General features: G+C 45.2%; 10 protein-coding genes. 4 read left to right on the forward strand and 6 right to left on the reverse strand.

Annotation, left to right across the window (positions count from 1 at the left end; all coding sequences use genetic code 11):
- Nucleotides 1–139: 139 nt before the first annotated feature.
- The 6 genes from JGK07_RS13330 to JGK07_RS13355 form a co-directional block, all read right to left on the reverse strand.
- Nucleotides 140–814 (reverse strand): DNA-binding response regulator, encoded by a 675-nt coding sequence (locus tag JGK07_RS13330; protein WP_293223675.1) that lies wholly within the window; start codon nt 812–814, stop codon nt 140–142.
- Nucleotides 815–1204: 390 nt separating this feature from the next.
- On the reverse strand, nt 1205–2476 hold the full coding sequence (locus JGK07_RS13335) for an FAD-dependent hydroxylase (RefSeq protein ID WP_293223677.1): 1272 nt from the start codon (nt 2474–2476) through the stop codon (nt 1205–1207).
- A gap of 356 nt (nt 2477–2832) precedes the next feature.
- On the reverse strand, nt 2833–5976 hold the full coding sequence (locus JGK07_RS13340) for a PAS domain-containing protein (protein WP_293241367.1): 3144 nt from the start codon (nt 5974–5976) through the stop codon (nt 2833–2835).
- An 833-nt stretch (nt 5977–6809) separates the two neighbouring features.
- The gene (locus JGK07_RS13345) at nt 6810–7946 is read right to left on the reverse strand and encodes a serine/threonine-protein kinase (protein ID WP_293290904.1); all 1137 of its coding nucleotides are present in this window, start codon (nt 7944–7946) and stop codon (nt 6810–6812) included.
- Between the two features lie 257 nt (nt 7947–8203).
- Nucleotides 8204–8368 (reverse strand): hypothetical protein, encoded by a 165-nt coding sequence (locus tag JGK07_RS13350; protein ID WP_293175292.1) that lies wholly within the window; start codon nt 8366–8368, stop codon nt 8204–8206.
- 362 nt (nt 8369–8730) lie between these two features.
- Nucleotides 8731–9393 carry a glycosyl hydrolase 108 family protein gene (locus JGK07_RS13355; protein WP_293175294.1) on the reverse strand — a complete coding sequence of 221 codons (663 nt, stop codon included), beginning with the start codon at nt 9391–9393 and terminating at the stop codon, nt 8731–8733.
- Between the two features lie 99 nt (nt 9394–9492).
- Here JGK07_RS13355 and JGK07_RS13360 point away from each other — a divergent pair, with 99 nt between their 5' ends.
- From JGK07_RS13360 to JGK07_RS13375, 4 genes are all read left to right on the forward strand, one after another.
- Complete coding sequence (locus JGK07_RS13360; RefSeq protein ID WP_293241369.1) at nt 9493–11682, forward strand: tetratricopeptide repeat protein; 2190 nt, start codon at nt 9493–9495, stop codon at nt 11680–11682.
- A 357-nt stretch (nt 11683–12039) separates the two neighbouring features.
- Nucleotides 12040–12636: a tRNA isopentenyl-2-thiomethyl-A-37 hydroxylase MiaE gene (gene miaE, locus JGK07_RS13365; protein WP_293175298.1), complete on the forward strand. Its 597-nt coding sequence runs from the start codon at nt 12040–12042 to the stop codon at nt 12634–12636.
- A gap of 91 nt (nt 12637–12727) precedes the next feature.
- Nucleotides 12728–13225, forward strand: a complete 498-nt coding sequence (locus JGK07_RS13370) for a GNAT family N-acetyltransferase (RefSeq protein ID WP_293189440.1) — start codon at nt 12728–12730, stop codon at nt 13223–13225.
- Nucleotides 13226–13297: 72 nt separating this feature from the next.
- Nucleotides 13298–14689, forward strand: coding sequence for a cytochrome P450 (locus JGK07_RS13375; RefSeq protein ID WP_293241371.1), 1392 nt, complete (start codon nt 13298–13300; stop codon nt 14687–14689).
- The last annotated feature ends 179 nt before the right edge of the window (nt 14690–14868 follow it).

Consider the following 14868-nt stretch of genomic DNA (forward strand, 5'->3'; position numbering starts at 1 on the left):
TGGGTGACACCGATGTTTATTTTACCATGATTCGATGGGTTCGGTGGCCAGAAACCGGGTTTTTGCGAGAATATTTGATGACAGGCAAAGAGATGGGAAAAAACCCGGTTTCTTCGATCGTGCGGAACCGTATCAATTTCTACCCAATCTCGTGCAAGAAATCGAAATTACCGTCTCCCACAGAGTTTCTAAGCGTATTGATAATTTTCGTTGTATTATCGTAAGGCCCTTCAACATAACAAGGTTCTCCATTGCGACCGAAATTCAAGCCGATTTCGCTGGTTGATTCTCCTAAATGAGCCTTCGACTGCTCGAAATCGCGATGCGGTTCAAAGCCTAATTTTTTGGCATAGGCGATCGCACCCCAAACCAGGGCTTGTGCTTGCTCTAAACTAATCTCCTCGTATCCCAGAAACTGCGAATAAGCATTCTCAACAAGATTTTTATATTGGCTATCGTTGCAGTTACGTGGCGGCATGGCATCCTTCACTCCCAAGCACCAGTAGTCGATCAAATAAGAGGTTACAACAAAACGATTGTAGCCCTTGGAACGGGTAACCATCACTAAACCCAAACCGCTCATTTCAGAGGTTTCATTGCCCAACAATACCTTCGCAAAATTTACATCGACGAGACATTGAGCAACGGGCAATAACTCTCCTTTTTCGGCGCTAGCGAGGGCTGTTTGTTCTGCATGAGATATCAGAAAGCTACTGACTTCGGATGCTTTCAATCCTAACTTTCGGGCAATTTGTTTGGGCGTTAATTGGCGATCGCGCAGGTTGAGAATCTCTTGTTCTTGTTCGGGTTGCATGGTTTTTCTACTGTTGTCAGGACAGGGTTCGATCTGAGTAGATCATTGTATCGCGATCGGGCGTGAAAGTACAGATTGACTTTGGTGACGAGTGGCTAGAAACCAATACCGTTTACTTAAGACCGCCCTGGGGGTAAAACCCTATGAAAAATAGATACGGAGATTGCTTCGTTCCTCGCAATGACCATCTTAAGTAAACCGTATTGGGCGAGAAACCGGGTTTTTGTGACAAACTTCGTAACATTGCAAATATTCAGGAAAAAACCCGGTTTCTGAGATGGTGCGCGGGTGGCGAGAAACCGGGTTTTTTTGAGATTATTCGTTACTGTCGATAAAAATCGTAAAAACCCGGTTTCTTGGATTGGAAGGACTGAAGTCCTTACTAGGAACCTAGTTTTGTGCTAATTTCGGCGGCCGCCCCATCAAACCTGTCATCAAGCGCAATGCTAAAAACCTCACAGGCGGAATTGTCCGCAAACACCACAATCCGAAGCGGCGAAATGCTACAATTGGCAGCCAAGTATTGGAAAACAATCTGTCTAGAAAATCGGTAAATCCTAATACGATTAAGTTTTCTTTTTTGCGCCAGTTGTGATACCGTTTTAATACTCGCAAATCGCCGATGTCTTCGCCTTTTTGGTGCGCTTGTTGCAAGATTTGCCCGATCGCCCCTGCGTCTCGAATGCCCATATTCAATCCCTGTCCGCCCACGGGATGGCAGCAGTGCGCCGCATCCCCAATCAGTGCTAATCTGGGCAACACGTAGCGATCGCTCTGCATTAACTGCACTGGAAACAAAAAGCGATCGCTCTCCAACTCCAAGCGCCCTAAAATCCCGCCCGTGCGCTGTTCCAACAAAGTTAAAAACTCTTTTTCGTCCATAGACTGCAAAGCTTTTGCTTCCGCGTGGGGTGCTGTCCAAACTACTTGACAACGGTTCCCCGGTAATGGTAAGACTCCCATCGGGCCGCTCGGCCAGAAGCGCTCAAAAGCAATATCGTTGTGCGGCTTTTCAGCTTTAATAGTAATGGCAACGCAGGATTGCCAGTATTTCCAGCCGCGAGTGCTGATCTTTGCTTCTGTGCGGATGCGCGATTTAGAACCGTCGGCGGCGACTAATAATTTGGTGCGAATTGTGCGAGTTTCGCCCTGTTGTTTGATTTGAATTTCGGCGCAATTAGTTAAATATTTTACCTCGACTACTTCCGCCGGACAAACCCAACTAAAATTCTGGTTTTTTGCTAAGGATTCCTGCAAAGCTGACAGCATGACTCGATGCTCGCCAACATAACCTAAAGCTGTTTTTGGTACGGGTAATTTGCCAGTATTTCCTAAATCCGGGCGGTGGAATTCGACGACTCCGGGATAGTCGCCGTCGCAGAGGCTAATTTGCTCGAAGGTGGTGATTTGCGGCAAGATTTGTTCCCACACGCCGAGGCCTTCTAAGATCATTCCCGATAGCAGGGTGATTGCATAGGCTTGTTTTTTGGCTGCTGCTGCTGCGGGGAGTTGGGTTTCTATGATGGCTATTTTTAATCCTGAATCTTTGAGGGCGCACGCTAAGGTGGCGCCGACTATGCCGCCTCCGACGATCGCGATATCAAAGTCTAATTCCGGTGTTTGCGCGGAGGCTGTTGTTGCAGAAAGTTGGTTTATGGGCATTTTCAAGGGATTTTTTTAAGTGAATAATTATATTTACTCTTGTATTGTAAAGAATTATTTCGATTTTGGGCGATCGACTGAGACGGGGAGATGACTATTTTGCAAGGTGCGACGCTTGCTACTGCGGAGTGTTTTCTGTGGCGATCGCAATTACTGGGTATGTAGTTGGGCTTTAGCCCCAAGAGCGCTGAAGCGCAACTACGTACCTGGTTGGTATGTTGTTGGGCTTTAGCCCCAAGAGCGCTGAAGCGCAACTACGTACCTAAGAGCGCTGAAGCGCAACTACGTACCTAAGAGCGCTGAAGCGCAACTACATGCCTAAGAGCGCTGAAGCGCAACTACGTGACACTCAGAAATTAATGACTGATGACTAATGACTGATTACTGCTCACCATTTCCTTTTCCTTGATGTTTTCCGTTGCTTGGGCTGATAGATTCTGGGAAATGGGAATCTCTATGATAAACTCTGCACCTTTCCCGGGTGCAGAAACACATTTCAATTTTCCTCGGTGTTTTTCAACTATAATTTGATAGCTGATTGATAGTCCTAAGCCAGTGCCTTTGCCGACGGGTTTGGTAGTAAAAAATGGATCGAACAATTTGCTCATAACTTCAGGATTGATTCCCATCCCGTTGTCGGCAATCCGAATGGTTACTGTGTCTGAATTTGCACTGGTGTTAATCTGAATGGTGTTGGGGCTAGCATATATTTCTGTTGGAGAACGCTTGCTGTTGTATTCTTCGAGGGCATCGATCGCATTTGCTAACAGATTCATAAATACTTGATTGAGCTGACCTGCATAGCACTCGACTTTGGAGAAGCTGCCGTAGTTTTTGATAATCTCGATCGCCGGACGAACTGCATTAGCTTTGAGCTTGTGCTGCAAAATTACTAAAGTGCTTTCGATTCCTTCGTGAATGTCTACTCGCTTCATCTGCGATTCGTCGAGTCGGGAAAAGTTACGCAAGGATACAACTAAGTCGCGGATGCGATCGGCTCCTACTTTCATTGATTCCAAAATCTTCGGAAAGTCTTCTATTAAGTAATCAATTTCTATCTCTTCGGCTGATAAAGCAATTTCCGTGACGGGATTTGGGTATTTTTCCTGGTAAAGGTTGAGCAGATTTAGCAAGTCTTTGGCGTATTGGCTGGCGTGGGTGATGTTGCCGTAGATGAAGTTAATCGGGTTGTTGATTTCGTGGGCGACTCCGGCGACTAGCTGGCCGAGTGAAGAGATTTTTTCGGTTTGGATTAGTTGCGCTTGGGTTTCGTGCAAGTCGCGGAAAGCTTTTTCGAGCTGGGCTGCTTGCGATCGATATTGCCCTGCTGATTGCTTGAGTGCTTCCAATACTTGGACGCGATCGCTAATATCCGTGTGCGTGCCCACCCATTCGCGAATGCTGCCGTCTGTTGCTAAAACTGGGACTGCGCGCACCCAAAAGTGCCTGTAGCTGCCGTCAGACGCCCGCAAGCGGTGTTCGACTTCATAGAGGTTTTTGGTTTCGACTGCGCGCATCCAAGCTTGCAGCGTGAGATCGCGATCGTCTGGGTGAATTGCCGAAAACCAGTTGTTTGTGGCTTCCTCCAAGCTTTGGCCTGTATATGCCATCCAGTCTGTGGGCGCGATCGGCTTTCCTTGTGCGTCTGTGATCCATACGAGTTGCGCGGTAGCAGCGATCAGCGATCGGTATCTTTGCTCGCTTAAACGCAGGGCTGTTTCGGCTTGGAAGCGATCGCTGATGTCGCGGGCGATGGTAGAAATATATGCGAGTTGGCCGTCTGGTGCTGAGTGGGAGATGATGACTTGGCTGACGGGAATTTCAACTCCCGAGGCTGACACGAAGGCTGTTTCTCCACTCCAAACACCGCCTGAGATTGCGGTGGCGATCGCTTGCTGGAAGGTGCTGCGGGCTGAGGCTGCGGCAAATTCTCCAACTTGTTTGTTCGATATATCTTCGTTTTCGTCGATACCCACCATTTTTCTGCCTGCTTTGTTCATGTAAACAGCGTGCCCGTCGAGATCGCAGATACCTACAAAATCCGGCGTTGCTTCGAGAATTGCTGCCAGACTTCTGTTGGCGACTTCTGCTTGTTTGCGATCGGTAATATCCCGCGCGATGCTAACTATACCGCTGATTTTTCCTTGCCCGTCTCGGTAAGCGTTTTTTGTCGAAAGAAATGTCCGCAATTTTCCTTGAACTGGCAATTCTTCTTCCATTACTTGCGTTTTTCCCGCTGTCACGATCTGGCGATCGGTTTTGGTAATATTGGCCGCAATTTCCGCAGGAAATAACTCGCTGTCATCTCGGCCGATAATGTCGTCAAAAGACTTGCCAATGATGCTAGCTCCCGCAGCGTTGAGCATCATGTAGCAGCCCTGAATGTCTTTGACAAATAGGGCGGTCGGCGTACTGTTAATGACTGTGAGCAACAGGTTGTAGTTTTTTTGGAGCGCCTGCTCTGTTGTGTGAGAATCGAGAATTTGCTGCTGCAATTGCTCGTTAGCAAGTTGGAGTTCAAGAGTCCGTTTCTCAACTTGACTTTCTAAGTCTGATTTAGCTTTGATCAGCCCCAGTTGGGTTCGATAGCGCCTTCGGTCTGCGGTGCAGAGACTTTTCGCATTCTGCCAAATCAGAACAGTAAAAACGATCGCGTTCAATATGCTTAACAGCGATATTCCTAGCTCCGGGGAGTAGGCTTGCAACCGCTCTCCCGAGATGATGAAGTAACCTGCCAAAGTCGGAATAACCATCGCCTGTGGCAACAACCGCCTTGCCATGATGCCGCCCGCGCGATCGCTCACAATTACTGCTATCAATCCTCGCTCTGGACTGGCAAATAAAATCCCCAGGCTCAGTAACATAAATGCTACGGAGGTGTGCAAAGCCATTCCTGTATAGCCAATTGTGTAAAAGAAAGGTTTGCCGTAGATGTAGCCGATCAAACCCAGATATGCAATTAAAAATGCACAACAGCTTAAGATTTGAACCCGCAGGTATTTGGGGCGGCGTAGAGACAGCAGCAGCAAGGCAGTTCCCTGCAATAAAAAAGCAGTGGCAGTATTCGGCGCCATCCGTCCCGGTGCTGAGATACTTGTGAGGTTAGAATTGTCTTTAAATAGCAGTTGATCGATGCCTAAGTCTAAATTAGAGCTATATTGAATTAGGGTGAATAGACTGATTAATATAATTAAAAGTGAACTGGAAACAATTAAAGCTTTATCTATTTTCTGAGGTTTAATTATTGTTGATTTGGCGCGCCTGCGCTGTTGCAGAAATAGAGACAATCCGCTCAAAATAAAGCAGAACGCTGTGTTCGCTTTCATGCTTGGGAGTTCTGGAAAAATGCTCTTTAAGAGTTGCAGGTCGAAGATCCAACCCAACATGACTGTACAGCCGATCGCGATTACTGCAATACCAGCCTTTTTGGAAAAAGACTGGAGTGCTGCAATTGGGGTTGAGGGCGGCTGCACTTTTTGCGATCGTTCAAAAAATTCCAATTTCTCGCTCCCTCAAATTATGTGGGTTTCTAGGTGTTGAAGGTAACAATAAACACTCTACTTATATTGTTGCTAGATATACCAAGCTGCTTAAGAGATTGTTAAAACTGCGTAGATAGCACATAATACTAACTATGTTATCTAACTTGAGATAGAGTGTCAACTAAAGTAACAGGCTTTGATGTATAAGGCATTGGTCAGAATTCAATAATTTTTCTTGATTGTTAGTTAAAATAAAAAATTCTTTTTTCTTTCGGATTTGTCCTTATTGTTTGTTACTTATTCCTTGTTCCTGCGAGGTGGTAAAAAGTGCGATCGCCCGATTCATCTTCCGGGCAGAGTGTTTTTACTCACTCATTCGAGGGGTAATGGTAAAGGATTGTGCGATCGACTCCGCAGGGCGCTAACAACAAAAATAGCAGTCGGATTGTCAACCGGCTGCTGTGGCTGTGGTTCGTGTTCTGCTATCAGTTGGCTCCGCTAACCTCACAAAAGATAAAACTGTCCGCTTGAAACCAATCCTAAACAAACTTTCGTCCGCTTTCGCAGACTCAAGAGGGGGATATTCAAGCCGGATTTGGTATCAAATCTGACATCAACGGTGTTGGGTTTCCTTCTTTCATTAATGACTGTTGACTGTTGACTGCTGACTGCTGACTGTTGACTGTTGCTAGTAATTAGTTAACGGTTGTGTGTTGTTAGTAAGTAATTAACGATATTACTGGTTATTAGTTACTGGTTATTAGCACGAAATAACCAATAACTAATAACCAATAACCAATAACTAATAACTAACAACCAATAACCAATAACCAATAACCAATAACTAATGACTAATGACTACAGACCAAATTTTGAACTGCTTCCAAAGCTTCGGTTGCTGACTGGTAACGCTGGGGGAAAGAGTACAGCACCATCTGGTCTAAAATGCTAGCAAGCTCCGGCGTCACGGTTGCATTTTTCTGCCAAATAAGATTGCCTAAATTATCGACTTTGAGTTGTTTCGGGCGCATCCCTGTCAAGGCTTGAATCCCGATGATCCCAACAGCATAAATGTCGCTGCAAAATTTCGGTGCGCCGATGGCTTGTTCGGGAGGAATGTATTCTTGATGAGTGCCGCCGCCGCGCGATTTGGTTTGACCGTTGCTATTTTGGGAGGTATTAATTTCTTTGACGGCCCCAAAGTCAATTAATACAATCTTGTTATCTGGTGAGCGCTTGATTAAGTTTTGAGGGTGCAAATCGCGGTGAATTACATTTTCTTTGTGAACGAAGACTAGCACTTCTAAGATATCTTTCAACAAAGCAATAACTTGATGTTCTTTCCAGGGTTGACCTTCGATGAGTTCTTGATACAGTGGTTGTCCTTCGATGAATTGATAGACTAAATAAAAATATCCATCTTCTTCAAATCGAGCTAACAATTCTGGTATGCGATCGTGTTGGCCTAAGCGATATAACACTCGCGTTTCTAGATCGAATAGCTTGCTGGTTTTCTCTGACTGGCTTTTCAGGCGCTTGACGAGACACAAAGGTCGATCGGGCAAATTTTCATCTTCAGCGAGATATGTATCGCTGTACTCGGTGCTGACTAAGTGTTCTCGGATTCGGTAACGCATCCGCAGCAGCCTTTGCAAGATCGGATCGACAGATTTAACAGGTTTTGTGCCTTTTTCTAGAGATCTCATGATACAGTCCCAAAGATTTGCTCCGACTACTCTTTCTTCTGGTCGAATAATTTCTGCTTGCTTCAATACCTTGGTGAGGTCTTTCCACAATTTGTAGCCGACATATCGCCCCAGGTATCCCACTGTGTACCCGCGGGCGATCGGATCGTTTTGCTGAATTTCTTGGTACGTCAAACCAGTTAAAACTCCTTTAATTATCGACTGCTGCAACCGACTCAGGTTTTTTTCTGTTTGTTGGTATACCAGGTTGTCCAAAAAAATTATTGCTTCTTCTACCGTCATAGGCTTCATATTTTAAGTGATTTGTACGGGAGTCACGCATTTTTCTATGCTTAAGTTTCTGTTATACATGATTTGACTTAACTTTGATAGCTTTGTCTACTGATTGAAATATATTTTTATAAATATGACTTTTATGACTTTAAGTTATGACTTTTATGAATTGACATGATTCATAGTTGCGATTATTGTATCAAGTACAAGTTTTAAATAGAGAATATATTCCCAAATTAGCACGTTGCAATTTTGACTGTACCCAATTAAAAAAAATCCTTAGTTAGCTTTTTACCCAGAGCGAAGCCGAAGGGCTGTCTTCCTTCTATAACTACAGCAAAGTGCGATCGACTCGGTACCGATCGTAGCGTTACTTTAATCGGCGCCAGCGGTAACGATTTTATCAGCGGCAGATAATCAAGTGTTGGCAACGGTGACTGGGTTCAATAGTTTGGTTACTGCATCGGATTTCGTGTTGCTGTAGATTCATTTTTGAGATTCCCTACTTTTTTAAGAAGTGGGGAATCTCGCAACTACGATTTTTTCTGGATGATTTTACCGCAGAGGCCGCAGAGAGCGCAGAGAAGAAGAGAGAGATAATATTAAAAAGGCAGAAGGAAGTTCGGCAACGGATTGTGTAACGGATGTAACGGATGGAATTCCGATGGAAGAATGAATAAGGAAGAGGGAAGAAGGGAAGAATTGGACAATTGAAGAGAGGGAGAAACGGCTATTAATGCCCAATGCCCAATGCCCAATTCCCAATTCCCAATTCCCAATTCCCAATTCCCAACTACTTAATCTTGTTTACGTAGCCCCACAAACTGTAATCGCGACTCAGCCAACCCCGGAAAAAAGCCATTTGACTCGGATCTTCTTGCACTCGTTTGTAGCGGTAAATAATCCGTTCGTTAATCATTTGCAGCGCCGTATTTTTGTTATTAGCAGATTTTAGTGCATCCCTCGTGCGCGCATCAAAAACACCAGTTTGCGGCAATCCTAAAGCTTGCTGCAAAAATGTAATAGAATTGTTAATACCAAAATTAACAGCAGTGTCAAACATGACGATCGCCAAAGCAGGCTGCATCGTACCCGACAGGCTCGAATCCCAGTAATATTTATAAATTTCCATGAGCTCTGCTTCCGACATCTGCGTCACGTCGAGGGGTGGCAGCCCGCGACTGTAGCGGTAGGAGTTGTATTCCGTTTGCAGGATGCCCCGATAGGTTCTGCCGCCCTTATCTGCGGGGTGATTGCTGAATCCGCCCTCAAAATATAGGGTGAAATAAAGGGCTGTTTGAAATAGTCGCTGCCGAAAGTCGGCTGTCTGCTTTTGCGCGAGAGTCTTTTGGGCAAAGGGTAAGGGGATTGCTAAGGCTAACAAGAGTATCCCCAGCAGGAGGTTTGGTTTCCACTTGATGTGATGTTGGCGCTGTGTCGCTTGCTTCTCGCTCATAAATTATCTGTGACGATCGCCCGTAGTTCCGATAAAACTGCTACTCTGCAAAATAATCTAAATTCAACCTTTAACTTGATAGCACAGATAGGGCGCCAAATGAATTCCGATTTTCGCAACCAATCCGAAACACCCCAATTAGAAGATGCTGCATCGCTGACTGTCGTTGCAGAAACTTATTACTCTGAAGGCAATTTAGCAGCCGCCGTGGCTGCTTGTCGCCGAGCTCTGGAATTGCAACCGAATTGGGCGGCGGCTTACGTGACAATGGGCAATGTGCAGCAAGCAAGCGGCCAGATTCAGGAAGCAATGCGGTTTTATTCGGAGGCGATCGCCCTGAATCCCGATTTTGCTGAGGCTTATGCTAATTTGGGGAGTATGCTCTACAAACAAGGGCATTTCGTGGAGGCGATCGTCAATTACCAAAAGGCGATCGAACTTAAACCAACTTTGGCTGCTGCTTACTGGAATTTGGCAGGCGCACTGAAGCAGCAAGGGCAGTCGGATGCAGCCGTAGCCTACGAGCAAAAAGCCCTAGAACTCAATCCCCATCTAGCTCAGGTAGATTTTCACATAAATTTAGGCGATAAATTAGCGCGGCAAGGGAAGTTAGACGAGGCTGTGGCTGCATGGCAACAGGCGATCGCATTTAAACCCGATTTACCCGAAGCCTACTGTCAAATTGGCATAATTTTGCGCCACCAGGGCAAAGCAAAAGAAGCCATACCCAACCTGCAAAAAGCCCTAGAAATCAAACCAGATTTTATTGCCGCCCACCAACATTTGTGCGGCATCCTCCGAGATACTAGCGATTTAGCAGCCGCGCGGCAAGCCGTACACAAATACAGCCAAATGTGCGCCGAAACCGATCCAATTATGACGGCGATTTACTACGTCAGCACCTATCAAGTCTCGGGATTGAATCAAATTGCGCGCGATCGATTTTTAGAGTTAGAGTCGTACTTGCAACAAAACTTAGAAACGGCTAGCTCGGTAGAAATTAAATCGCTTTATGCAAACTTCTTATTCAGCACGCCCTATGTGCGAGATGACTTAGCAGCCAACTCTAAACTTTACAGATTAATTGCCCAAAAGTATATCGAAAAATGTATCAAACCTAATTTTTCTCAACCCGCAAATTACAGTTTTAAACCACAATCCCCAGCCAGTAAATTAAAAATTGGGTTTTTGTCCAATCACTTCAGCCGTCATTCTGTAGGTTGGTGCAGCGCTGACATCATTCGCGAATTGTCCGAGTTCACACCCAATTTATATCTGTACGCTTCCGAAAGAATTACTCCTGACGATCGCACTCAGCAATTTGATAGTTTGGGCAAACTCACTTTCCCCAAAACTTACCCAAACGGACTTGCCAATTCCGCAGAAATTATCAACCAAATTCAGCAAGATGAATTGGATATTTTAGTCGATTTAGATTCTCTCAGCGTCCCAATTCACGCTGAAATTCTTCACCAAAAACCCGCACCAGTTTGTGTCTCTTGGCTCGGATTTGACGCCCCTTACATATCCTCGGAAAATCACTTTCTTACAGACTGGCATTCGCACCCAGCAGGTAGGGAAAAATATTATGACGAGCAGCTAATTAGAATGCCGGATTCCTTTGTCGCAGTGTCAGGTTTTCAGAGGTATGGAGTCGATCCGGTGGCGTTGAGAAAGTCGAATCGCATCGGTTTAGATCAAATAGTTTACTTGTGCGTCACTCCCGGCAGAAAATTCAATTCCGACTTAGTAAAAGCACAAATTGCGATTCTCAAACAAGTGCCGAACAGTATTTTAATTCACAAAGCTTTGGGCGATGCTGCCGTATTTGAAGGTGCGTACCATCAAGCTTGTGAAGCTGAGGGAGTTAGCCGGCACAGAATTAAGTTTTTGCCCAGGTTTGCTACGGAGGAAGAACACAGAATTGTCTATTTGCTGGCCGATGTTTTGTTAGATTCTTATCCTTACAATGGAGGTACTCACACTTTAGAGGCTTTGTGGTTTAATTTGCCGGTGGTGACTCGCACGGGAGAACAGTTTTTGTCGAGAATGGGTTATTCGTTTTTGCAGGCTTTGGGAATTGAAACTGGTGTGGCTTGGTCTTGGGCTGAATATGTGAATATGGGTGTAAAATTGGGTAAAGATGGTGAATTAAGAAAGGCAATTCAAGCACAGTTGATGAAATCTAAAGACTCAGCCAATTTGTCGCCGTTGTGGAATCCGAAAAAGTTTGCTGGTGATATGTATGCGGTGTTTGAAAAGTTAGGCAAAGTCAATTCCCAAAAGTAGGAAAACGGCACAGTAGATTGTCCTCGGTTGCCTATCCTTACCGAGGCAAAAATAAACTAGATTGTATCAAATCTGGTCAATAGATCGTGATTGTTGTAGGGGCTGGTTCACCCTGATATTCAACACAAATCCTAAATCCAATAAACCCGCCCCGACCGGATATTACGATCGACCGGACATGATATCATATCAAATCAAATCCGGTTACATCGTCGGGCGTAGGGGCGGGGCGGGTTTATATAATTTGTCGATACTTATCTAATATTTCGGCGAACCCGCCCCTACAGAACTCGATCGAATACCAGGACGAATTAAACGGAAATGATCTAAAATCTCACATCTAAAATGTCAAATAATATGAGTTCAACACTGCCAACAATTAAGTTTTTGAAACAGCCGACTTCGCCAGCTTGGATCGAACAGGCGATCGCCCATTTGGATACAATCTTATTAGATCATTCTCATTGCGAGCGGAAAGCGGCCGGAGTAGCGTTAAATTTAATGTTTCGCTACCCAGCGCGGGAAAAATTGGTGCGGATGTTAACCGCCATCGCCCGCGAAGAATTGGAGCATTTCGAGCAAGTCAACCAGCGCTTAGAAGAGCGCGGGATCGCTTTGGGCCCTTTGGCTGCGCCTCCCTACGGTGGGGGTTTGTCCGCCCAAATTCGCAAGCAGGAACCGGAGAGACTTTTGGATTCTTTGTTGGTTTCTGGTTTGATTGAAGCGCGGAGTCACGAGCGGTTGGGGCTGCTAGGCGAACACTGTCCCGACGCAGAATTAGCTAAGTTTTACCGCAGTTTGATGGCTTCGGAAGCGCGCCATTACGGGGTATATTGGATTTTGGCAACAACTTATTTCGATCGCGCTCTTGTTATTGAGCGGCTGGAGCAATTATCATTGATAGAGAGCGAGTTGCTGGCAACTCTTTATCCTGAACCGAGAATTCATAGTTAAAAGTTGGGTGCATTTCCAGACTGTAAAACACTAATTATCAGTAAAATTACAGTTGCCAAAGTCCAAAAATAAGTATAATTAGTAACAACTAATGAGAACCCAACATCGGGATTTTTTAATTCGTTCGTGGGAAACGCGCGATCGGGCTGAGGCATTCCATTTAATTCAGAATGTTTTGGTAGAGTACGGTTTACAATGCGAAGTTCATGGCGCAGATCGAGATGTCTATGATGTAGAACTACACTATCAGAAGAAGGGCGGGGAATTTTGGGTAGTTGAAAAGCACGATCAAATAGTCGGTACGGCGGCTTACTATCCCATCGAGCGCGGGAAGAATGCTGTGGAAATTCGCAAAATGTATATTTTGCCAGCAGCAAGGGGACAAGGTTTGGGGAAATTTTTACTGCAAGAATTGGAAAGTAAAATAATGGCTCGCGGCTTTGATGAAATCTGGATCGAAACTGCTAGCGTTCTCAAAGAAGCTGTGAAAATGTACGAAACTAGCGGATATCTACCGACAACGGGTGTGGAAACAGCAAGGTGCGATCGGGTTTACGTAAAATCTCTCGGCGTCAACAAGCTAGAATAGAGATTCGCGATCGCTTGGAAATAGTAATAATGCTTTCAGTCATCTGAAACAACAAAAGCAGGATAAAAACCAATGACTATCCTCACAGAAAATTCTCAATCTCAAAATAACACTAGCAACAAATTGCTAGACGGCCCTAAACAGGGGAGATTTGTTCAGACAGTCCGGGGGATTTTAAATCCCCTCTATTATTTAGAGAAAAATTATAAGACATACGGCGACATTTTCACCACCCAATTCAGCAACTTTCCGCCCCAGGTAGTTATTAGCAATCCTCAAGCAATTCAAGAAATTTTCACAGCGGATAGTAAATTCTTTGAATCTGGTACGGGAAACCAAGTAACGTTACCTTTAGTAGGCCCCAATTCCTTATTGTTGTTAGATGGCGATCAACATTTGCAGCAGCGCAAGCTTTTAATGCCACCTTTGCACGGTGAACGTATGAAAGCTTACGGAGAAATCATCCGCGACATCACCGAAAAAGCAATTAATACTTGGACTCCTGGTAATACTTTCGTCGCCCAAGCAACCATGCAAAACATTTCTTTGGATGTGATTTTGCACGCAGTTTTTGGGCTGAGCGAAGGAGAACGCTACCAACAAATTCACCAATTAATGGTTGATATGTTCAGCGTGTTTAGTAATCCATTAAATGCTACCTTTTTGCTGGTAAAGTCACTGCAAAAAGATTTGGGGGCTTGGAGTCCTTGGGGACGGTTTTTGCGGCAGAGACAGCGTTTGGATGAACTGCTTTATCAAGAAATTCGCGATCGCAAAACTCAATCTCAACCCTTGGGCGAAGACATCCTCAGCTTGTTGGTTTCAGCCCGCGACGAAGCGGGACAGCCGATGAGCGACGTTGAATTGCGCGATGAATTAATGACAATGTTATTCGCGGGACACGAAACTACCGCCACAGCTTTAGCCTGGGCTTTGTATTGGATTCACTATCTCCCGGAAGTCCGCGAAAAATTGCTGCAAGAACTCTCTTCTATTGATGTTGACAATTGCGATGGGATGGAAATTGCTAAACTGCCGTATTTGAATGCTGTCTGTTCGGAAACGCTGCGAATTTATCCGATCGTATTTTTTGCATTTCCGCGCGTTCCGCAAGCTCCGATGCAGTTAATGGGTTATGATATTCCCAAAGGAGTCATGCTTTCTACCTGCATTTATTTGGTTCATCACCGAGAGGATCTTTACCCCGAACCAAATCGTTTTAAACCAGAACGTTTTCTAGAAAGGCAATTTTCACCTTACGAATATTTGCCGTTTGGGGGAGGGAACCGTCGCTGTATTGGCGCGGCATTTGCGATGTTTGAAATGAAGTTAGTCTTGGCGAAAGTGCTGTCGCGATATTGTTTGGAACTTGCAGAAAATCGTCCGGTTGTGCCTGTACGCCGCGGTTTGACAATGGCGCCCGCTGGCGGTGTGCGTCTGGTGGTAAAGGGTAGTTTGTCGTAGTGTCGTAGGGTGCGTCAGTATGCGCGATATTTGGTGATGTTGAGAAGCTAGTGGCTGACGCACCATAGTTTGTTGAAAGGTGCGTCAGCTTACAGGATTTTCTGGGGAGCATCTCAGTTTTGTATTTACAGTGCTGTCCCCGCTCGCGTGCTTACAAGCACGCGAGCGGGGACGCTCGC

It is taken from the genome of Microcoleus sp. PH2017_24_DOB_U_A (assembly GCF_020738205.1).
GTDB lineage: Bacteria > Cyanobacteriota > Cyanobacteriia > Cyanobacteriales > Microcoleaceae > Microcoleus.

Bases quoted from the DNA above. Each gene is read 5' to 3' on its own strand.
- JGK07_RS13330 (WP_293223675.1), bottom strand. From the start codon at position 814: ATGCAACCCGAACAAGAACAAGAGATTCTCAACCTGCGCGATCGCCAA.
- JGK07_RS13335 (WP_293223677.1), bottom strand. From the start codon at position 2,476: ATGCCCATAAACCAACTTTCTGCAACAACAGCCTCCGCGCAAACACCG.
- JGK07_RS13345 (WP_293290904.1), bottom strand. From the start codon at position 7,946: ATGACGGTAGAAGAAGCAATAATTTTTTTGGACAACCTGGTATACCAA.
- JGK07_RS13355 (WP_293175294.1), bottom strand. From the start codon at position 9,393: ATGAGCGAGAAGCAAGCGACACAGCGCCAACATCACATCAAGTGGAAA.
- JGK07_RS13360 (WP_293241369.1), top strand. From the start codon at position 9,493: ATGAATTCCGATTTTCGCAACCAATCCGAAACACCCCAATTAGAAGAT.
- miaE (WP_293175298.1), top strand. From the start codon at position 12,040: ATGAGTTCAACACTGCCAACAATTAAGTTTTTGAAACAGCCGACTTCG.
- JGK07_RS13370 (WP_293189440.1), top strand. From the start codon at position 12,728: ATGAGAACCCAACATCGGGATTTTTTAATTCGTTCGTGGGAAACGCGC.
- JGK07_RS13375 (WP_293241371.1), top strand. From the start codon at position 13,298: ATGACTATCCTCACAGAAAATTCTCAATCTCAAAATAACACTAGCAAC.